We start from the raw sequence: 19914 nt of genomic DNA on the forward strand, positions 1-19914 counted from the left end.
ATCTGATCTCTTTTAGACAAGCTATACAGATAGATAAACTCTCTTGGTGCATTAAATAGTAGATGTCTGCTTAAGCAAAATTTTCTATATACTTAAGAAATGAAGAAAGAGGGCATATGACGATCAAAATGATCTTTCATATCCTATCTTATAACTACTGATTTAATGTAGATGATCCCTTTTACAAAAACGATAGGCTACCGTTTATGGTTAGCATGTGTAGCTGCGATATTAATTCCCCTAGGAATTAATATCGTGCTACTCAACTTCCGACAATACCACACTACAGTTTCATCAGTTGCCGCAGCATTTAAAGAAAATGCTTCTTTTAAGGCGGATACTCTCATGCAAATAGTTCCGCTAAATGCTGATGTTTTAGCATTATTTTCAGAAGTTTTAGATCTTGATGAGGGAGTTCCCTCGGTTCCTAATGTTGAACTTAGCAATGAAATGCAAAGGATCTTCAGCTCAACATATGACGAAATCTCTTTAATTAAACTGCAACCTAACGGAGAGAAAATCGTTGTAGCCTCTAGCCAGCCAGAACGTCTTGGGGAAAATTATAAAAATAAAATAGATATTCCTAGCCACTTGCCTTTAGCAGCAACTTTTAAACAATCTTCAGACAAGCATGAAGTTTTTTCAGTAATGCAGGTAAATATCTTTGATAATGATACCCACGAACTCCTAGGGATTCTCTATACAACTCATAATATTGAAAAATTCCTAAAAGATATTCTTATAAATACTCAAGCTTACTTCACTGTAAAAACAGCTATTTTATCTAAAGACGGTGTTATATTAAAAGCCTCTGACCCAGATTTAGACCTTCGAGCTATTTATCCTCATGTTACTGAAAAACAATTCTGCGATACTTTCCTAGATATAGATTCCTGCCCAAAAGGAATTGCTCTAAATCCTCTTTCGCTAACGCCTTTACCTATAGAGCCAAACTTTTTCTCCTTTAAAAACGGAAATCAGGAAATATGGAGTTATCTCGCTAACGTTCCTCATATGGATTTGTCCGTTCTCTCTTATGGGACAAAGACTGAGCTCTTTTCTACCTTATGGAAACGTACGTTAATTTATTTTGCTTACTTTTTATGCGTTGTTTTAGGGAGTATCATTGCCTATCTTGCTGCGAAGAGATTATCTTTGCCGATCCGCAAACTCGCCACTGTCATCATACAAACAAGAGACAACATCCGCGATCCTTATGTGGATGATTCCCTAGGGTTTGAAGTTAACAGGTTGGGGCATATTTTTAACGCCATGGTACAAAGTTTAGACCAACAACAAACCTTAGCTGAGAAAAATTACGCTATTAAAGAAAGTGCACAAAATGCCCTGCGTCTTGGTGAACAAGCCCAACAAAGACTCCTCCCCAATACTCTTCCTAACTATCCCCATGTTGAATTAGCAAAAGCCTATATCCCCGCGATTACCGTAGGAGGAGATTTCTTCGATGCCTTTATCGTAGGTGAAGGAGATAAAGCTACATTATTTTTAATTGTTGCTGATGCTTCTGGGAAAGGTGTCCATGCTTGCGGATATTCTTTATTCCTTAAGAATATGTTGCGCACATTCCTATCGCAAACCCCTTCTATAAAAGAAGCTATAGAACAAACATCCTTGCTATTTTATAAGAACACCGCGAATTCAGGGATGTTTGTCACCTTATGTGTCTACAGCTACAATTATAAAACAGGAAGTGTAGAGTTTTACTCCTGCGGCCATAATCCCGCATGTTACCTATCTCCTAATGGAGAGGTTTCCCTTCTTTATCATCAAGGAATGGCCCTGGGATTCCTTCCTAACATTCCTGATATCCCTACAACAAGTTTCCAACCAGCTCCAGGATCTTTGATTATCTTATATTCAGATGGCATTACAGAAGCTCATAATAAAGCTTTTGAAATGTTTGGTGAAGAACGGTTAAAAAGCGCTGTAAAAACCTTAGTAGGAAAAAGCGCAGAAGATGCTATGCATTCTTTAATGCTATCTGTGAAAACTTTCGTAGGGAATAGCCATCAACATGATGACATTACCTTGCTGATTCTTAAAATAGCGGACTCATGAAACAAACTTTTACCAAACGCATTTTGCTGTTCCTTTTTTTGGTAATTCCGATTCCTCTAGTTTTGAATCTGGTAGTTCTATCGTTATTTTCTTTTTCAGCAGCGAAAAATAACCTGATGGAAAATCTCCATACCCATGTGACAAACTTCAGCTTAGAATTTGAAAAAAAACTCACCATTCACAAAATCTTTCTTAAACGTTTAGCAAATACCTTAGCACTTAAAGCCTATGCATCATCAGCGGAAGATTTCTACTCTCAAGCGTATAATGAGATGTTCGCCCTATCGGATACGGACTTCTCCCTTTGTTTAATCCCTCTTATCGATGGGAATATAAAAACAAAAAATCCCCACGATCCATTTATCCACTATTTAAAAAGTCATCCGGAAATAAAAAAGAAACTCAGCATGTCTTCAGGGAAGGCCTGCATCATTACAATCTCTTCAGATACTTACCAAAATTATCCTAAAAATTATCTTGTGATTACCGAAGATATCGAAGTATGGAATGCACCAACAAGCGCGGGGTTACTTGTTAGCTTCTATCCTATGGACTTCTTACAAAAGGATTTATTCAAATCTTTACATCTAAAAAATGAAGCTATCTGTCTATTAAACAAATATGGGGAAGTCCTCTTCGCTTCAGATCCTAAATTCTCTTCAGAAGTCTTTTCCGTAGATATCCCTGATCTTCCTAAAATCACGGCTAGGAAACAAGCTCTTGCTGTAACAACGGCTCCTAAAATTCTTCGAGAACACAATCTTATAAGCATAAAAATAAAAAATAAAAGCTATCTAGGGATTGTTTTAAATAAACTTCCTATTCAAGGAACCTATACCTTATCTATCATTCCTCTTTCTTGGTTTATCAATAAGGCTATCCATCTGCCTTTGAATGTGATTTTCTTTTATTCGTTAGCCTTTCTCTTCATGGGATGGGTACTCACGAAAATAAACAAACGGTTAAATCAGCCTATCCAAGAACTTACAACATGTATGGAAGCTGCATGGCGAGGAAATCATAACATCCGTTATGAACCTCAACCTTACGGATATGAAATTAATGAATTAGGGAATATCTTCAACTGCACTCTATTGTTACTCCTCAATTCAAGAGAAAAAGCAGAAATCGAATATGCCTCTGGAGATCAATTACAGAAAGAATTAGCTATTCTTGCTTCCCTTCAACAAACACTTCTCAGCCCTACCTTCCCCGAATTTCCTAATATCTCTTTCATTTCCAAACACCTTCAGGGAATTCAGCTATCAGGGCATTTTTATGGATGGAAAACTTCCTTCCCTGAACAGACTCTCATTGGCGTTATAGGCCTCGCCGGAGATATAGGACTCCCATCCTATCTTTATGCTCTATCTGCACGAAGTTTATTCCTGGCTTATGCAAACCTCTCTTCTTCCTTAGAGAAAATAAGCTCAGATACTTTTGATGCCTTCGGGAAAACTACAGAAGGTGATGAAGCTACCGTCTCCATGACTTTTATCCGCTACGATTCCATAGATTCCACATTATCTATTTTATCCGTAGGGGAAACCCCTCCCATAGCCTTTTTAAAAAGACAGGAAACCTTTTCCCGTCTTGCTTCACCCACTAAGCACAAGATAGAACCCGGTGATATTCTAGTATGTATCACAGGAAATTATGAACTTACTGAATATCTCATGCGTTTACCTATTGAAGAACTCATTAAAGATCCCCTAGCACCTTTAAATTCAGAAAATTTCATAGAGACTCTTACAGAAATGCTGAATAAAGAAACGCAGTCACAGATAGATGGAACGTTAAGTTTCCTGTCTTTCAGTTGAGTTGAGATTGTCAATAGTTATAGATTCACTACTAGGTTCTTGAAATAATTTAGGCGTCTTTCCCAACCATAACAATATCGCTGAAACTAAAAGAGCAACAACACCAAGAATAGTAATACCAGAGACAATAGTTACAAATGCTGGTGAGGTTACCGTTAGGCCAATGATAACTAAAGCTATGCCAGCAATAACAAGAGCTATGAAGCTTTTATTGATTTTTGATAATTTCGACTGATGGTTTTGCACAAACTGTTTAACTGAAGGGCAGTAAGATGTTAATTGTTCCTGTATATTCATACTTAATACTCATTTGTTTAAAATTAAGACGGAACATGTTATCCATTAAAGACTTTTATTACAAAATAAGAAAACCCTTCTAGAAATAGCTCTCGAATGATTTTTCTATTTTCTTATTATTTCCCTTTATTTTCTCCATCTTGCTCATTCTATGAATGCTAATCATCTTCTCTTCCTAAAATAGCTTTTCTTGAGTTTCCCCTGGGGAATCGTTTGCTGACAGAAACCAGGAATTCATGATAAGAAGTAGGAAAAGCCCAAAGTTTTCTCTGTATTCTCTATGTCACGACTGGATTTTTTTGTTTTTGATGCCCTAGTTCTTAAGCAAAAGCATAATGAGTTAGAAGAGATCTTTTGCTCAGAAAATGACGATCTATTTCGTGCTTATCAGACGACTTCCCTACAATCTCCCCTCGCAGCGAAAAATCTCACCATAGCAAGAAACGCAGCTCGTTATATCCTCGCAGAAAATGGCGAAATCGATACAACTAAAGTCGTAAAAGCTATAGAGCATCTAACAAAATGTCTCTATCCCCTAGGGCCTCATAGACATAATGAAGCTAAGCCTAGAGAACATCTCCTGAAAATGCTTCAAACTATCAAACAAGAACCTGAGATTAAAGAAAGGATAAAAAAGTTTTTTGTTCCCTCTTATAAGAGTATCCAAGATCTCATTCGTAATACTATAGCCTTATCCCCAGAGATTACCTTAACGCCTATTCACGCACGCCAGGCAGCGCTTACAGCGCTATTTTGCTACCTACGTCAAGATGTGGGATCTTGTTTTGCAACAGCCTTCGCCATTATTATCCATCAAGAATATCCCAAGTTATTCATAAAAGATATTGGTGATCTACTGACTTCGGGAAAACTTACAAGAATCATCGGCACAAGAGAAATCTGCGTCCCTATAAACCTATCGGGATGCATCGGAGAATTATTTAAGCCGTTAAGAATATTAGACTTATATCCTGACCCTATTGCCAAACTTTCAGCATCTCCAGGTCTACAACGAGCATTCGCAGCTGCAGGTATCGTGGATACTTTAGACGATCCTCAAGTTCGTGTTCAGCAGATTCTGGCTCATGAATATCTTCTAAATAAACTGCAGCACGTCGATAATATCCTAACAGCGAATGAAGTAATCCAAAGTACGTTACTACATCATTATCAAATTACAGCGGATTCTGTCTGCTCTATCTTATTTCAAGAGGGCTTCTACAACAAGGAGCAGGTCTTTTTCTCCATTGAACATTCTCATAAGCTCTCCCAAACTCAAAGGGTCTATAGCTATCTCACAGCATACGAGCAGGCTAAATCTGCTTTTATTAGTGACACACAAAATCCCCTACTAAAATCCTGGGAATATACATTAGCGACTCTTGCGGATGCTAATGATTCCTCAACGTTAAATCATATTCGCGTAGCCCTAGGATGGCGCCATGATGAGCCTGATAGCCTAGCACATATTATCCAAACGTTTGTAGAAGAAGCCGTTGATAATGCTCGTGAGCTTATACAACAATGCGAGCAGACATATAATGAAGCGCGTGCTCAGCTTGAATATATAGAAAGCCGCATGAGAAATCCGCTAAATGAACAAGATAATAAAATCTTGCTCATGGATCACTTACGTTTTCGCCAAGAGCTCAATAAAGCTCTCTACGATTGGGATACTGCTCAAGAAAAGGCAAAAAAACTCTTCGCTCTTCCTAATTTCTTACTCTCCTTTTACACGAAGATCATTCCACAATATTTCCGCAGTTCCTATGATGCTTTCATTCAAGAATTCTCCCATCTTTATGCGGATTCTCCTGCAGGATTTCGTATACTCTTTACTCATGGAAGAAGCCACCCAAATACCTGGTCTTCCATCTATTCAATTAACGAATTTATCAGCTTTTTATCTGAATTCTTTTCCTCAACCGAAGGAGAACTCCTCGGAAAACACGGTGTTTTAGGATTAGAAAAAGAAACTTCTGCTCTCATCCACCGTATTATTTCTTCTCTTCATAAGAACTCTTTCCAAGAAGCTGCGATAACACGTATCCTTAAAGGATATAACCTTCCTGTTCCCGAACCTGTTCTTAACAATTTAGACAAGATTTCCCACACTCCCTGGGTATATGTTTCCGGAGGAACAGTAGAACATTTATTGAAAGACTACTTCGAAAATTCCGAAGAGGTCTCATCTATGGAAAAACATCCTGAAACTGCCCATGAACTAGCAGCTTTTTTCTCAGACGCTTTAAAAGATCAGCCATCAGCAGTAAAAAGCTATTTAGAAGATGGCTCTCATTCGCTACTAGCTTCATCTCCCACACATGTTTTTTCTGTCACTGCAGGAGCTCCTTTATTTCGTGAAGCTTGGAATAACGACTGGTATAGCTATACCTGGTTACGTGATGTTTGGGTAAAAAACCACCAGGATTTCCTAGCAGATACTGTGCTAAATCAACAAGGGATCTATACATTTATAGAAAGATTCTGCTCAAAATACAGCTTAGAAAATCTTACTTATGACTTTCACGATTTCTGCTCTGATCATTCTTTAACGCTTCCGGAACTCTATGAAAAAGCCTCGAGATTTTTACAAGAAGCTCTACCAAGCTCAAAAAGCATCTTCCCCTTATACCAAAGACGCTTAGCACATCAGATTGTCCAAGATATTCCCTATACCTCGGACCAACAGCTCCCTGAGGTTTTAGACAATGTCAGTTCTTATTTAGGAATTTCCTCTAGAATTACCTATGAAAAGTTCAGCAAACTCATAGAACAATTCATCCCGAATTTCTCCTTATTATCCTCGGAAGAGATTCGTCATCTTTTTAAAGGATTGCTGATGGAAAGCTATCAGCAATTGTATTTTGAAGAAGATCTCTTCTTCAGATTAGCAACAGCTATGCGCCATCATAACCTTGCTTATCCAGCTCCTCTACTCTTTGGAGATAGCAATTGGGCTTACAGCTATTTCGGATTCATTCTTCATCCAGGAACTCAAGAAATTGATCTCTGGCAGTTTAATTATGCTGGATTACAAGGCTATCCGTTAGAAAATACTGACAAACTACTTTCCGTCTCAAGACCTTGGACTCTCTACGCAAATCCTATAGACTATGGCATGCCGCCGCCTCCAGGATACCGCAGCCGCATGCCTAAGGGATTTTTTTAATCCGTATCGCTATCTTTTTTCTTTCTTTGGAAAATCGCTCGGAATAAGGATTTTAAAGAATATTTAGAAATATCTCTTCCCATTGCAGAAATACTTTCTGTTAATGGGAGTTTTTTAGGGCACACGCGCACACAGTTATGCGCTTGCCCACAACCTTCTATACCTTTCTTGCCCATAAGCGCACGCAAACGTTTTTTAGACTGCTTATCTCCAGGATAGGTATTAAACAAACGCGCCTGAGCAATAGCTGCCGGCCCAATAAAATCGTTATGCTCATTAATTTGAGGACAAGCCTCCGTACAGCACCCGCATGTCATGCACATAGATAAGGCATACATCAGCTCTTGCTGTTCTTGCGATACTTTCACGCCACTATTTTCTCCATCAGCATCCGCAGCTACCCATCCTTGAATATTTTGTAAGTTATCAAACATGACGGAACGATCTACAATAAGATCACGAATTAATGGGAATTTCGTTAGCGGAGCTAAAACAATCTCTCGAGATCCTGTTTCTTTTATATACTCTTCAATAAGCGCTGTGCATGCCTGACGAGGCGTACCATTGACCAATAATGAGCAAGAACCGCAAACCTCTTCTAAACACCCCTGTTCCCATACAACAGGATCTACAGTTTCCCCTAAAGTATTTACAGGACGTTTTTCGATTTCCATAAGAGCGCTAATTACATTCTCTCCTGGATGCAACGCTAATTCAAAACTTTCCCAATATTGTTTTCCTGGGGTCCCCCGATAGATTTTCAATATAAAAGTTTCAGGAATATCCATAATCCTCTCTTTATTTATATGGGCAAACGCACGGTTTCAGGAACGTTGGCAAGCTCGATTTTCCCTGTCGAAGATTTTGTATAATCTCGTAATGTAGGTTGCACGTGACGTGTATCTACAGGCTTATAAGTAATCTCAGGTTCTTCAGGAGAATACGACGCTAATGTTGTCTTTAGCCAATGAACATCATCACGTTTAGGGAATTCTTCTTTATAATGCGAACCGCGGAATTCATCACGCAATAGTGCTCCCTTTGTAATCGCTAATGCCAATTCTATCATAGGGCCCATCTGTCGTACAAAATGGAAAGTCTTATTGGCAAACTGTGAGGAATCATGCACAGAAACTCTCTGAAGCCTCTCTCTAAACTCTTTTAGCTGTTCTAAAGTATCTCTTAGATCTTTGTTATTTCGTTTCACAGTAACGTTTTTAACCATAACCTTAGCGATATCTTCATGTAAGACGAAGATATTCTCTCCGCCTCTTCTTGAAAGTAAAAGAGCATTCATCTCTTTCTCTTGTTGAAGAGCGTCGGAAAAATCTGTCGAGGTTGTTGGACAAGAGCCAAAAGCAGTAATGTAACGAGCAGCTTCTTCTCCAGCGACAAGTCCTGCATACAAACAAGATAGCAGCGAATTTGCTCCTAAACGATTCGCTCCGTGATATTGGAAGTCCGATTCCCCACAGTTGAAACATCCTGGGATATTTGTCATCTGACGATAACGACTATCGCGATCGGGATCATCTGCAGCGGGCCAATCTACCCAAGCACCTCCCATGGAATAATGCACAGCCGGGAAAATTCTCATAGGAACTTTATCAGGATCTTCACCTGTAAACTTCCTATAAATATCTAAAACAACTTCTAGCTTATGTCGTGTAGAAGCTGGCAAATGAGTGACATCTAAAAAGACTTCCATACGACCATCTATTCCTAACCCTGCTTCACATACCTGTAAGATAGCGCGAGCGCCTACATCACGGCTGACTAAGTTCCCATAAGCAGGATACATTTCTTCTAGGAAATACCAAGGTTTTCCCGTTTCTCCACAAGGGCGTCGTGAACCATCAGGGAAAATAATTGTCTTTGATGCATCTCCAGGAACCCAAACGCGTCCACCTTCACCACGAACGGACTCGGATATTAACCGCAGCTTATCAATGCCAGGAATGGCTGTAGGGTGAATTTGTATAAACTCTGGATTTGCATATGTCATTCCCTGTAAGAATAACCGACCGTTTGCAGCTCCCGTACAAAATGTCGAGTTTGTAGACATTTTGAAAATGACTCCAGGACCTCCTGTAGCAACAATAACAGCGTCTCCTTTAAGAACTTCTAGGCGATTATTGAATAAATTCATCAATACAACCCCGCAGGTTCTTCCCGCGCTGTTCGTAATCAATCTTACAAATTCATGATTCTCAAATTTGTTAACTCTTCCCTGGCTTTCACGACGGCGCACTTGCTCATCTAGGGTATACATAAGCTGCTGCCCAGTAGAAGCCCCACAAAATACTGTGCGGTGGTATAGCGTCCCTCCAAATCTACGCACGTCTAATTCTCCATTAGGAGTACGGTTAAAAGGGCATCCAAAATTATCTAACATACGGATAATCCTAGGCGCTGCTAAACACATTTCTAAAACAGGAGGCTGATCTGCTAGGAAATCCCCGCCTTTTATCGTATCGTAAGCATGTATATAGGGAGAATCTGCTTCTTCTTGTTTAAGATTAAGAGCAGCATTTATCCCTCCCTGAGCACATACAGAATGAGATCTTTTCACTTTTGTCAGTGATATGAGGTCAACAACGATACCATGATCTGCCAATTTCATGGCTGCCGACAACCCTGCTAAACCACCACCGACAACTATAACCCTACAACTCTGTGCTTCCATAATCTTATGCCACGCTATACAAATTCCAAATCACACTAATGCCCATGGTAGAAACGATAACCATGGCAAAATAACACAAACTACGTAAAAGAGCCTGAGACCGAAAAGATATAACAACTCCCCATCGAGAACAAAATGTCCATAATCCATTAAACCCATGAAATGCAGCAGCAATCACAAGCAGAGTATAGAAAATAGCAATCCATAAGGATCCTAAAGAATCACGAACAATATAGAGAAAAGCTGCCCCAACATTAGGTGTAAGAACATACGCCTTATTTTCTGACAATTTAGAAACAGCACTACCCTCAAGATCCTCCCTATCCAGACGGATAGTTCCCCCTTGAGGAGCTGAGAAATTTATAGTGAAGAATCCCTTAGTACCACGCACTATCGCTGGGTAACGGGAGGAATTGATATCCACAACATAGTATGTCTGCCCATGCAACTCTACGTGAAGAGGATAACGAAGAAAACGAAACTGAACAACGTGAAAGATAAGCCCGAAAAGTAAAATCCATGCTGTTCTTCTCTGCCAGGTATAGGCAATATTTCTTGCATAAACTAATGCAGGCTTACTGCCGTCAGAAGCCCCAGAATTACTTTTCCCTTGGAAAAGATAGACAATGCCTATGATAGCATGACAGATAAAAGGCAGGGCTAAAAAGGTGATTTCTATAATCTTAAGACCAGGAATCTGATGAAATTTGCTCACTAACTGAACAAATCCCTTCCCCTCATTAAAATAAGAAGAGGCGAGCATATTAATAAACATATGCTCACAAAGAAACAACGTAAATGCAACTCCCGCTAAAGAATGAACACAACGTAAAACAAAGCTAGTGTAGTACTTCCATGGCTTCTGAGCTGTCCCAGAACAGGTTCCCCTTTCTTTCATCGTAAGCCTTTATTTCACAATCTCTTTTTCTGGCAACCATAAAAGTTTAAATAAAATTATGTGAAGCTATTTTTACTAACAAATTGGAGTGAAGGCTACCCTTTTTTACGTCCCTCTAAGAAACGTAAAACATTACTTCGCGCTATACCTGCAAGCTCTTGGGAATCAATACCATGAATAGCTGCAATAGCTTGTATCGTATGGGTTATGTACGCAGGCTCATTTTTTTTACCCCGATAAGGCGTAGGGGCAAGAAAAGGAGCGTCTGTTTCTATTAACAAGTGATCCAGAGGGATTTGAGAAACTACTGAACGCAAATCCTGAGCATTTTTAAATGTAACAATCCCACTAATAGAGAGATACCATCCACGAGAAATCAGCTCCTGCGCCTCTTCTAAAGATCCTGTAAAACAATGCAGCATGCCAGGACAAGAGCGTTCGTCATGATGATAATACTGATCTAGCATATGGAAAAAATCATCGAAAGCACCACGACAATGCACAACAAGAGGAAGCTCACATTCTAAAGCCAAGGACAAATACTTCTTTAGCACCTTTTTTTGACGTTCTTTAGCAGCATCGTCTTCCCCAAAACAATAATCTAAACCTACCTCACCAACAGCAGCTAATTTTCCTGCTTGAGCAAAACCTTGGAAATATTGGAAATGCTCATCTATATCTGTATGAGCATCTTGAGGAGGCGTCCCAGCAACATGACAAAAACGCAATTCTGGAAAACGTTCAGCATAATCAAAAGATTTATTCAGCTCATCAATGGTTGTTGTGACATTAACAAGGAGGGAAATTCCGGAGTCTTTTGCACGACAAATCACCTCGTCTCCATCTTCCATAAAAGCTTCGTCTGAAAGATGTACGTGTGCATCTACTAAATCCATAACCCTTCTCCTTAAAAATCTTGATGCGAGGAAAGGGATGATCATACATCTCCTAGTAAAATATCTTCAAAAGAATCAATCTTTTAAGAGGCATTTCTTAAATTAAAGACAAAAAAAGGGTGTATTTATTCAAATACACCCAACAAAATCCTATCTAAAATTATAGACTAGCTTTTCGAAAAGACCATGTCCTCAAGAACCGCCTGTGTAATCTTCTCAGGAAGCACCACAGGCTCCGACTGATCAGCAGGATAATAGACATACGAAGGAACACTGGCTCGTCCTAAACGCGCGAGCTCCTCGGTAATACCAGGATCCTTACGTGTCCAGTCAGCCTCTAGAGTAACTACCCCATGCTCTTTAAACATTTCCTTTATAGCAGCTGCGTGTAACACAGTCTTGTTCATCTGACAGGTTAAACACCACTTAGCTGTAAAGTTGACAAATACCGCTTGCCCTTCTTTGCGCAGCTGAGCGAGTTTTGTTGCAGAAAATGGCTGCCAAGAACTTCCTTCTTGAACGACCACAGTTTCTGCTTCTTCTGCAAAATACCGAGAAGCAATAAAGCTCAAAGATAAAGCTCCCGCAAGGAATCCAAAAAATAGAGTCGATGCAAATACCCTCTGCTTCCTAGGAGAAACAGGAGTTCCCCATTTTCCTAAAATCCAGGCCCCTATCCCCGCAAGCCACAATCCAGCAAGTAGGAGAATTAACGCTGTTGTACTCGTTTCCGATCCGAAAATCCATGCTAACCAAGTTACCGTTCCTAATAACATAAACCCAGTAAGCTGCTTAAACGTACTCATCCAATTTCCAGGTTTAGGCAGAACAGATAACATCTTAGGAAATACAGAAAAGACAAGATAAGGCAAGGCCATTCCCAAACCAATAGATGTAAATATCATCAACTGCTTGATAAACGATAAAGACATCACTAAGCCAAGTATAGAACCTAAAAATGGTCCTGTACACGGTGTTGTTACTAAAGTAGCCAGCACCCCGTTAAAGACAGCTCCCACAATTTTACTCTTAGAGGCTCCCGCATCCGTAGACTGGAGTTTCCCTCCAAGGTTAGCAAACATGGTGCCTATTTCAAATAAGCCTAAAGAGCTTAAAGCAAATAGGAAGAATACAATAATTAGGGTTGCCACAAACATGGGCTCCTGAAGTTGGAAACCCCAACCAATGTTGTGCCCTAACATCTTTAACAGAAAAGCAACTCCTGCTAATCCCCAAAAACAACCCACAACTCCTAAAGTGAAGCAAAGGCCATTGAGAATCACAGAGGAGCGATGCTCTCCCGCAGATTTAATCAATCCATAAACCTTAAGGGTTACTAATGGCAGAACACAGGGCATGATGTTAAGAAGAAGTCCCCCGAGGAACGCCATTGCTATAATTGTTATATAATTCCATAATTCAGAGCTTTGTCCAGAATCACTAATTTGACCATGAACTATAAAAGACTCAATCTCTTGACCCGCACTATCTGTAAGCAGTAAAACTCCTTGCAGCTCCTGATTCTTTTCCACTCCCGATAGGGTTTTGATCTTCAGTTTCCAAGCTGTTCCAGAAGTCTCATTTATCGCCTCTTCGGAATAAGCAAAAATCTTATCAGCCTTCTCTGAGATAAACCAGGCCTTCTTAGCGTGGTGTTGACTTCCAGTAATATTTAAAATGATCTCGCCTTCCTGACTACGTCCCAAAGTAATCGCTTGATTATCTTTTAATAGACGGGGTTGAGATTGTAGAGTTTGAGCAAACTCTACAGATCTTTCAGGATGTAAGGCGGCAACGCCGTCACGATACGGCAGCGATAGCACCAAATCGACGTTTCCAGGGACACAACTCTCCCCACAGGCCAACCACTCGACATGAGCTTTTAACTCTACGGCTTCCTTATCAGCGCCTCCTTCGGGGGCACGAATATCCGCAACTATAAACGCGTTATCGTCATAACCAAAGAATGTCATTCCATCCTCTTCGAAGACCTTTGGCGCAGGCCAATGCTCCTCCTCGACGACAAATCCTTTGGGTAAATTCCAGTTAATTCTTAATGGGCTCCCCACTTCTCCGGGGTTTTTCCAATAAATATGACTTCCCTTAGGGGCGGTTATCTTAATCCCCAATCTAAATATTCCACCTTTGGGAATATGAGACCCCTCAGAAACTAGAGTAGCACCTGGCAAGGCCTTCTCTACTACAGGCTCTGCAGCATGCAATTTCTGACCATACCCAGTAAAGGCAGGCAAGGAAAATAGAAAGGCTACCAATATAGTTTGAAAATGCTTTTTGATTTTATTCAAAATAACTCCAATTATTTCTAAATCAGGTAGATAATTATACACTATGTAATTTTATTTTTATAAATGCTTTCGTAAATCTCTTGAACAAAACCTACTTGGCTCTATACCACAATTTTGATAGGATCGTCTTTTGTATGATCCCCTCATTATGTAAAGAATTTTATACTCTATGTTACAATTCACCCATAATCCAATTATCCAGGCCTTCAGGGAAGCCGATCTCTTCGGTAAGGGGATATTCTTCAGCTTGCTCATACTTTCCTTATGCACTTGGACAGTACTACATCAAAAGCTTGCTATTCAAAAAAAATTTCTAAAATCAGGGAAATCTCTTAAAGATTTCTTGATAAAGAATCGTCATGCTCCGTTGTCTTTAGAAATTCATCCGGAGTTAAATCCCTTTGCGGATTTATATTTTACTATTAAGCGAGGAACTTTAGAGCTTCTTGATAAAAATCGCCAACAGGCTCCAGATCACGGTCCAGTATTGTCTATGGAGGACATCCAGTCTCTAGAGACTTTGCTGGGGGCTATTATGCCGAAATACCGTGCTATCATGCATGAGAACAACTTTATCCCCGCGACAACGATCAGTTTAGCCCCCTTTTTAGGCCTTTTGGGGACTGTTTGGGGCATTTTGGTAGCTTTTTCTCATATTAGCTCGGGAGAAGCTGGGGGAACAGCGATGATGGAAGGTCTGGCAACAGCTTTAGGAACGACAATTGTAGGGTTATTTGTTGCTATTCCCTCTTTGATAGGATTTAACTATCTTAAAGCCCATTCTTCTAGATTAATTCTAGAAATAGAGCAGACAGCGTATTTGCTGTTAAATTCTATAGAAGTTAAGTATCGTCAGACAAATCTATGAAACGTATCATCATTGAAGATGCTGAAGAAGACCCTAATGTCAATCTCACTCCGTTAATTGACATTGTCTTTGTTATTTTAATGGCATTTATGATTGCCATGCCTTTAATACGGCTTGATTCTATAGCCTTAGCACCAGGAACGAAAGAGCATAAGGTTCTTGGAAAAGACAATGATCTACCCACAACCATAAAAGTATTAGCGGATAATACGATCCTATTAAATGATCAGGCTCTTTCCTTAGGAGAATTAAAAACACAACTTAGCCTGTTATATCAGCAACACCCCAATAGAGTGCCTCTGCTATTACAAGATGGCGATACACCTTTTAGATTATACCAAGAAGTAAAAACCATAATAGAATCTGCAGGATTTCACGAACTCCATATAGCTTTAAAAAGCTAATTATGAAAAAAACGCTTCCCTATAGCCTCTTTGCCATTGTTCTTCACGGAGTGTGCATAATTCTCCTTGCGTATTCCCCAACACAAAAAAAACAACCTAAGCTTCTCCCTTTCACAGAAAAACTCGTTACTTTAAGCGAACCTATTTCCGTTGTAAAAACGCATACAACGCCTTCTCAGCAAGCTCTAAAAGCAAAAATAGAAAAACCTCACGTTGAGAAACCCCCTCAACAACCTTCCCCTAAAACTCCTGCTGAGAAGAAGAAAACAGATAGTGTTAAAAAAACGCCCTCCCCTAGCAAACCTGTAAAAAAAGAACAGTCTGTAGCGAAATCACAGGGAGAACAAAAAATTGCAGCAAAGACAAATCCTGCAAAAGAAGCAAAGCTCAAAGCTATAGCAGATCTTGCAAAAACACTTTCTCAGCATCTCGAGGATAGTGATGCACGGCTTGCTGATATTTCCCTCCCTACATGTAGAGAACTAGCCATAAACTCATCTTTAGCAGCAACTCAAGAAGAAGAATTATGCCAACTACTTCGTGAATATATCGTTCTACCCTTTTCTGGAGAAGTACGCGTAAAACTTGTACTCACGCCTCAAGGGAATATCCAGGAGTGTATATTACTATCTGAAATTAGCGAAGCTGAGAAACAACTCATTCTTATGCGTATTCACAAAATTCCTTTTAAAAAATTCCTGGACAAATACAAAGTCTCGAAAAATATCGCTTTTCATATTAAACTCCTGAGTAATGAGTCTTAACACAGTAGGGGCTGTCGGAATGTTACGACGTATCTTTGTCAGTACTTTCCTTGTTTTTGGGATAGTTTCTCTCTATGCTAAAGATTTAGAGGTCTCCGTACGTTCCGAAATCTCTCTATTGCCTATTCATGTAGAATTAAAAATAGGTCCTAATGATGCAAAACAGCAAAAATACCTACGCTCATTATGCAATACCTTCATTAGCGATTTAGCCCTTGGAGATCGTCTCCAGCCCTCCTCAGTTAAATCTGAAGCTTTGTCTCCACCTTTTAGTATTGCTATTGTTTCTCGTTACCCTGAAATCGCATTTACCATAGCGCGAGGCTCCCAAAATCATCAGCAATTTCATTCTTTAGTACTTACAGAAGATATCTCCAGTAACCGTCAGAAAATACATGAAGCTGCTGATAAGATTCATTATGCCCTCACCAAGGTTCCAGGAATTAGCTCCGGGAAAATAGTTTTTTCATTAAGTAAAAATCCTCAAGACGGCGAGTTAAAACAAGGAGAACTTTGGTCCGTAGACTATGATGGGGCGAACTTACGCGCTCTCACACAAGAAAACTCTTTATCCATCACTCCCAATTGGATGAACATAGGGAATTGTAATCCCTACCTTTATGTTTCTTATAAATATGGCATTCCTAAAATTTTCCTAGGTTCTTTAGAAAACACCACAGGGAAAAAGGTTCTTAATTTACAAGGGAACCAGTTTATGCCGACATTTTCCCCAAGAAAAAAGCTTTTAGCTTTTATTTCCGATACTTATGGGAACCCCGACCTCTTTCTTCAGAGCTTTTCTTTATCAAAAGGCGTTATGGGGAAACCTCGAAGAGTGTTGAACGAAACTTTCGGAACTCAGGGGAATCCTTCTTTCAGTCCCGATGGTTCTAAGTTAGTTTTTGTTTCTAATAGAGATGGTCGACCGCGTCTATACATTATCCAAATAGATCCAGAAATTCAGACACCACGGTTACTCACTAAAAAATATAGAAATAGCAGTTGCCCTTCATGGTCTCCAGATGGTAAAAAAATAGCCTTTTGCTCTGTAATTAAGGGAGTTCGTCAAATCTGTCTGTATGACCTTTCTACTGGCAAAGATTATCAACTAACAACAACTCCTATAGACAAAGAAGGGCCCTCATGGGCTATTGACAGTCAACATCTTGTTTATAGTGCAGGAAATTCAGGAGAGTCAGAACTTTATTTATTAAGTCTGATTACCCAAAAAACTAAGAAAATTGTTATAGGATTGGGGGAAAAACGTTTTCCTTCCTGGGGAGGATTCCCTAATAACCAATAAAGAGAATCTTATGAAAAAGAAATATTTAGGCGTTATCAGTTGTTTATTACTTGCGCTTTTCGCCTTACCTTCATGCTCATATCCTTATGGTGATTGGGATACCGTTTGCGAAGACTATCAGCATTCTAAAAAAAGAAAACAAAATTTTGCTTTTGTTCCTCTCTATACCGATGATGAAATGAATCAAAACTTCGCAGATGCTTACGATTCTAAGGAGGAGCAATTATACAAAACGAGTAGCCAATCAGTTTCTTTCAGAAATATTACTTTTGCAACCGACAGCTATACTATTAAGGGCGAAGAAAACTTAGCTATTTTGTCTAGTCTTGTTCGTCAAATGCAAAAATCTCCAAAGACAACTCTGTATATAGAAGGTCATACTGACGAGCGCGGTGCAGCGGCATACAATTTAGCTTTAGGAGCACGACGCGCTAATGCTGTTAAACAGCACCTAATTAAGCAGGGAATTTCTGCAGATCGGTTATTTACTATATCTTACGGAAAAGAGCAGCCGGTAAACTCTGGCCATAACGAACTTGCTTGGCAACAAAATCGTCGTACAGAATTTAAAGTTCATGCACGTTAACTACAAATATTTGTTCTACTGTGGCTTATGGTTTTGTCTTGGGATAATGTCCCCTACGGACGCTGCCAATAAAACCCCCTCTATACAAGCTGTACTTGCAGAAGTAGAAGATGCTTCTGCAAAGTTATTATGTCATGAATCTGAAATTCAGATGTTAGCAGATCGTATAGACGAACACGATGGTAAAATCCAAAGACTGTCGTCAATAAAACCAGAATCTTTCACAAAACAAATTCAGCAATTAGAAATCGAACAAAAAACCCTAGCAAAAACTGTTGCAGTCCTTACCTCTTCTGTAAAGGACATCCAAACTACTCTGAATAACAAGCTTCAAGAAATCCAAAAAGACCATAAGACTCTCTCTCAAGATATTCGTCTTTTACGACGTTCTCTTCTAGCTCTCATTGATGGCTCTTCCCCAGAAACCTATACAGATCTTTCCGATGAGATCCCCGCGCATATCCATGTTGTGAAACCTGGAGAAACCTTAGGGAAAATTGCTGCAAAATATAAGATCTCCGTATCAGAATTAAAAAAACTTAATAAGTTAAATTCTGATATTATTTACGCTAATCAAAAGCTTTGTTTACCAGAGAATAAGAAATAATCATCAGTTTTTTCATAACTAATATTCTCTTCTCACTATAGATAATAAACAAAGTCTTTTGTAGGATCGGAAATAAAGTTCGATTTATCTACAATTCAATGAAACTAACAATTGCGTTATTTGGTGAAGCAGAAAAAGGAAGCTATGACACTGCTTACCTATGCCGCAGTGCTGCAGATCTTTATGACCATCTCGGCGGAGGATCTGCAACAACTAGGTCAGGAATAGCTTTAGCCATACAAGCTCTGATGTACAATTACAATGTACTTTACTTCAGAGTAAAAGAAGAAGGATACTGCGTAGACAGTTATTTTTTCGGGCTACACTTCTTAAATACTCAGACTACTTTAAAAAATATCATTGCCATGGGTCTTCCCGGTGTTGGAGACCAACACATCATAGAAGCCTCTAAATCTCTCTGCAGAAAATACAAAAGTTTCCTTTTATTCTTCGAACAAGATCTCTATGACTTATTAACTTTTAATAAAGTTTTCTAATCAATAGTTCCGAAATATTCTTTCAACCCCTCTTCATTCGGGGCCATAGCCTTCTGCCCTTGCTGCCAATTTGCAGGACATACGAGTCCGTGATTTTCATAGAAAATCAAAGCGTCTAACACACGAAGCTCTTCGTCTATAGAACGACCCAAAGGAAGATCGTTGATGACCAGATGTCTGATTATACCTTCCTTATCGATCAAGAAAGATCCGCGGAATGATAATCCCGACAGGGAATCTAAAACACCATAGAGTTTAGAAAGTTCATGAGTTGTATCAGAAACTAGGGGATAGGTAATGCCTTTAACGCCACCAGCTTTTTTGTCGGTATTTAACCAACGTTTGTGCGTATCGAGATCATCAACGGAACAACCAATAATTTGTGCACCGCGATTTTCAAATTCTTCTAAAGAATCTTGAAAAGCGTGAAGCTCTGTAGGACAAACATAAGTGAAATCTTTAGGATAAAAGAAAAGAATAACGTATTTACCACGATAATCTTTTAAAGAAACATTCTTTACTTCGCCGTTAACGACTGCTTGTACAGAAAAATCTGGGGCAGCTTTCCCAATAAATAGCGATTCCATTACCACCCTATTTTTTATGATTATGCATCGCACCAGAGAGGATTTGAACCTCTGACCACCTGGTTCGTAGCCAGGCACTCTATCCACTGAGCTACTGGTGCGCAGCTCTTTCGATAAAAAGTGTAGTCAAGTTAGGCCAAATGA

The 19914-nt window shown here is 39.4% G+C and carries 17 protein-coding genes and 1 tRNA gene; 10 read left to right on the forward strand and 8 right to left on the reverse strand.

Features of this window, described 5'->3' with window-relative positions; translation table 11 throughout:
• The first annotated feature begins 171 nt into the window (after positions 1 to 171).
• Positions 172 to 2079, forward strand: coding sequence for a PP2C family protein-serine/threonine phosphatase (locus CCA_RS04850; RefSeq protein WP_011006916.1), 1908 nt, complete (start codon positions 172 to 174; stop codon positions 2077 to 2079).
• On the forward strand, positions 2076 to 3899 hold the full coding sequence (locus CCA_RS04855) for a SpoIIE family protein phosphatase (protein ID WP_011006917.1): 1824 nt from the start codon (positions 2076 to 2078) through the stop codon (positions 3897 to 3899). The genes CCA_RS04850 and CCA_RS04855 overlap by 4 nt, the downstream gene beginning before the upstream one ends.
• Here the strand turns inward: CCA_RS04855 and CCA_RS04860 are convergent.
• Complete coding sequence (locus tag CCA_RS04860) at positions 3876 to 4196, reverse strand: hypothetical protein (RefSeq protein ID WP_238374150.1); 321 nt, start codon at positions 4194 to 4196, stop codon at positions 3876 to 3878. The genes CCA_RS04855 and CCA_RS04860 overlap by 24 nt on opposite strands.
• 280 nt (positions 4197 to 4476) lie before the next feature.
• Here CCA_RS04860 and CCA_RS04865 point away from each other — a divergent pair, with 280 nt between their 5' ends.
• Positions 4477 to 7368, forward strand: a complete 2892-nt coding sequence (locus CCA_RS04865; protein ID WP_011006918.1) for a hypothetical protein — start codon at positions 4477 to 4479, stop codon at positions 7366 to 7368.
• Here CCA_RS04865 and sdhB read toward each other — a convergent pair.
• The 5 genes from sdhB to CCA_RS04890 all read right to left on the reverse strand — a co-directional run bounded on the left by sdhB (position 7365) and on the right by CCA_RS04890 (position 14154).
• A complete protein-coding gene (gene sdhB, locus CCA_RS04870) occupies positions 7365 to 8156 on the reverse strand; it encodes a succinate dehydrogenase iron-sulfur subunit (protein WP_011006919.1) in 792 nt (263 codons plus the stop codon). The two genes, CCA_RS04865 and sdhB, sit on opposite strands and share 4 nt — an antisense overlap.
• 14 nt (positions 8157 to 8170) lie before the next feature.
• A complete protein-coding gene (sdhA, locus tag CCA_RS04875; RefSeq protein ID WP_011006920.1) occupies positions 8171 to 10054 on the reverse strand; it encodes a succinate dehydrogenase flavoprotein subunit in 1884 nt (627 codons plus the stop codon).
• Between the two features lie 4 nt (positions 10055 to 10058).
• Positions 10059 to 10952: a succinate dehydrogenase cytochrome b558 subunit gene (locus CCA_RS04880; protein WP_011006921.1), complete on the reverse strand. Its 894-nt coding sequence runs from the start codon at positions 10950 to 10952 to the stop codon at positions 10059 to 10061.
• 95 nt (positions 10953 to 11047) lie between these two features.
• Positions 11048 to 11848, reverse strand: coding sequence for a TatD family hydrolase (locus CCA_RS04885; protein WP_011006922.1), 801 nt, complete (start codon positions 11846 to 11848; stop codon positions 11048 to 11050).
• A gap of 167 nt (positions 11849 to 12015) precedes the next feature.
• A complete protein-coding gene (locus CCA_RS04890) occupies positions 12016 to 14154 on the reverse strand; it encodes a protein-disulfide reductase DsbD family protein (RefSeq protein WP_011006923.1) in 2139 nt (712 codons plus the stop codon).
• A gap of 169 nt (positions 14155 to 14323) precedes the next feature.
• Here CCA_RS04890 and CCA_RS04895 point away from each other — a divergent pair, with 169 nt between their 5' ends.
• From CCA_RS04895 to CCA_RS04925, 7 genes are all read left to right on the forward strand, one after another.
• Positions 14324 to 15022: a MotA/TolQ/ExbB proton channel family protein gene (locus CCA_RS04895; RefSeq protein ID WP_011006924.1), complete on the forward strand. Its 699-nt coding sequence runs from the start codon at positions 14324 to 14326 to the stop codon at positions 15020 to 15022.
• Entirely contained in the window at positions 15019 to 15426 is a 408-nt protein-coding gene (locus CCA_RS04900) for an ExbD/TolR family protein (RefSeq protein ID WP_011006925.1), read from the forward strand. Before CCA_RS04895 ends, CCA_RS04900 begins: the two co-directional genes overlap by 4 nt.
• Positions 15427 to 15428: 2 nt before the next feature.
• The gene (locus tag CCA_RS04905; protein ID WP_011006926.1) at positions 15429 to 16190 is read left to right on the forward strand and encodes an inclusion-associated protein; all 762 of its coding nucleotides are present in this window, start codon (positions 15429 to 15431) and stop codon (positions 16188 to 16190) included.
• A 19-nt stretch (positions 16191 to 16209) separates the two neighbouring features.
• The gene (gene tolB, locus CCA_RS04910; protein ID WP_011006927.1) at positions 16210 to 17493 is read left to right on the forward strand and encodes a Tol-Pal system protein TolB; all 1284 of its coding nucleotides are present in this window, start codon (positions 16210 to 16212) and stop codon (positions 17491 to 17493) included.
• Between the two features lie 10 nt (positions 17494 to 17503).
• Positions 17504 to 18079 (forward strand): OmpA family protein, encoded by a 576-nt coding sequence (locus CCA_RS04915; protein WP_011006928.1) that lies wholly within the window; start codon positions 17504 to 17506, stop codon positions 18077 to 18079.
• Between the two features lie 46 nt (positions 18080 to 18125).
• Positions 18126 to 18686, forward strand: a complete 561-nt coding sequence (locus CCA_RS04920; RefSeq protein ID WP_238374151.1) for a LysM peptidoglycan-binding domain-containing protein — start codon at positions 18126 to 18128, stop codon at positions 18684 to 18686.
• Positions 18687 to 18784: 98 nt separating this feature from the next.
• Complete coding sequence (locus CCA_RS04925) at positions 18785 to 19183, forward strand: hypothetical protein (protein WP_011006930.1); 399 nt, start codon at positions 18785 to 18787, stop codon at positions 19181 to 19183.
• Here CCA_RS04925 and CCA_RS04930 read toward each other — a convergent pair.
• On the reverse strand, positions 19180 to 19770 hold the full coding sequence (locus CCA_RS04930; RefSeq protein ID WP_011006931.1) for a peroxiredoxin: 591 nt from the start codon (positions 19768 to 19770) through the stop codon (positions 19180 to 19182). The genes CCA_RS04925 and CCA_RS04930 overlap by 4 nt on opposite strands.
• 28 nt (positions 19771 to 19798) lie before the next feature.
• A tRNA-Arg gene (locus tag CCA_RS04935) sits at positions 19799 to 19871 on the reverse strand.
• Between the last annotated feature and the right edge of the window lie 43 nt (positions 19872 to 19914).

It is taken from the genome of Chlamydia caviae GPIC, assembly GCF_000007605.1.
In the GTDB taxonomy this organism is placed as follows: domain Bacteria; phylum Chlamydiota; class Chlamydiia; order Chlamydiales; family Chlamydiaceae; genus Chlamydia; species Chlamydia caviae.

What these genes read in the sequence shown, in the direction of transcription:
- tolB (WP_011006927.1), top strand. Translation starts at nt 16,210, where the DNA reads ATGTTACGACGTATCTTTGTCAGTACTTTCCTTGTTTTTGGGATAGTT.
- CCA_RS04905 (WP_011006926.1), top strand. Translation starts at nt 15,429, where the DNA reads ATGAAAAAAACGCTTCCCTATAGCCTCTTTGCCATTGTTCTTCACGGA.
- CCA_RS04885 (WP_011006922.1), bottom strand. Translation starts at nt 11,848, where the DNA reads ATGGATTTAGTAGATGCACACGTACATCTTTCAGACGAAGCTTTTATG.
- CCA_RS04930 (WP_011006931.1), bottom strand. Translation starts at nt 19,770, where the DNA reads ATGGAATCGCTATTTATTGGGAAAGCTGCCCCAGATTTTTCTGTACAA.
- CCA_RS04850 (WP_011006916.1), top strand. Translation starts at nt 172, where the DNA reads ATGATCCCTTTTACAAAAACGATAGGCTACCGTTTATGGTTAGCATGT.
- CCA_RS04925 (WP_011006930.1), top strand. Translation starts at nt 18,785, where the DNA reads ATGAAACTAACAATTGCGTTATTTGGTGAAGCAGAAAAAGGAAGCTAT.
- CCA_RS04855 (WP_011006917.1), top strand. Translation starts at nt 2,076, where the DNA reads ATGAAACAAACTTTTACCAAACGCATTTTGCTGTTCCTTTTTTTGGTA.
- CCA_RS04880 (WP_011006921.1), bottom strand. Translation starts at nt 10,952, where the DNA reads ATGAAAGAAAGGGGAACCTGTTCTGGGACAGCTCAGAAGCCATGGAAG.
- CCA_RS04865 (WP_011006918.1), top strand. Translation starts at nt 4,477, where the DNA reads ATGTCACGACTGGATTTTTTTGTTTTTGATGCCCTAGTTCTTAAGCAA.
- sdhB (WP_011006919.1), bottom strand. Translation starts at nt 8,156, where the DNA reads ATGGATATTCCTGAAACTTTTATATTGAAAATCTATCGGGGGACCCCA.
- CCA_RS04920 (WP_238374151.1), top strand. Translation starts at nt 18,126, where the DNA reads ATGTCCCCTACGGACGCTGCCAATAAAACCCCCTCTATACAAGCTGTA.
- CCA_RS04860 (WP_238374150.1), bottom strand. Translation starts at nt 4,196, where the DNA reads ATGAATATACAGGAACAATTAACATCTTACTGCCCTTCAGTTAAACAG.
- CCA_RS04915 (WP_011006928.1), top strand. Translation starts at nt 17,504, where the DNA reads ATGAAAAAGAAATATTTAGGCGTTATCAGTTGTTTATTACTTGCGCTT.
- sdhA (WP_011006920.1), bottom strand. Translation starts at nt 10,054, where the DNA reads ATGGAAGCACAGAGTTGTAGGGTTATAGTTGTCGGTGGTGGTTTAGCA.
- CCA_RS04895 (WP_011006924.1), top strand. Translation starts at nt 14,324, where the DNA reads ATGTTACAATTCACCCATAATCCAATTATCCAGGCCTTCAGGGAAGCC.
- CCA_RS04900 (WP_011006925.1), top strand. Translation starts at nt 15,019, where the DNA reads ATGAAACGTATCATCATTGAAGATGCTGAAGAAGACCCTAATGTCAAT.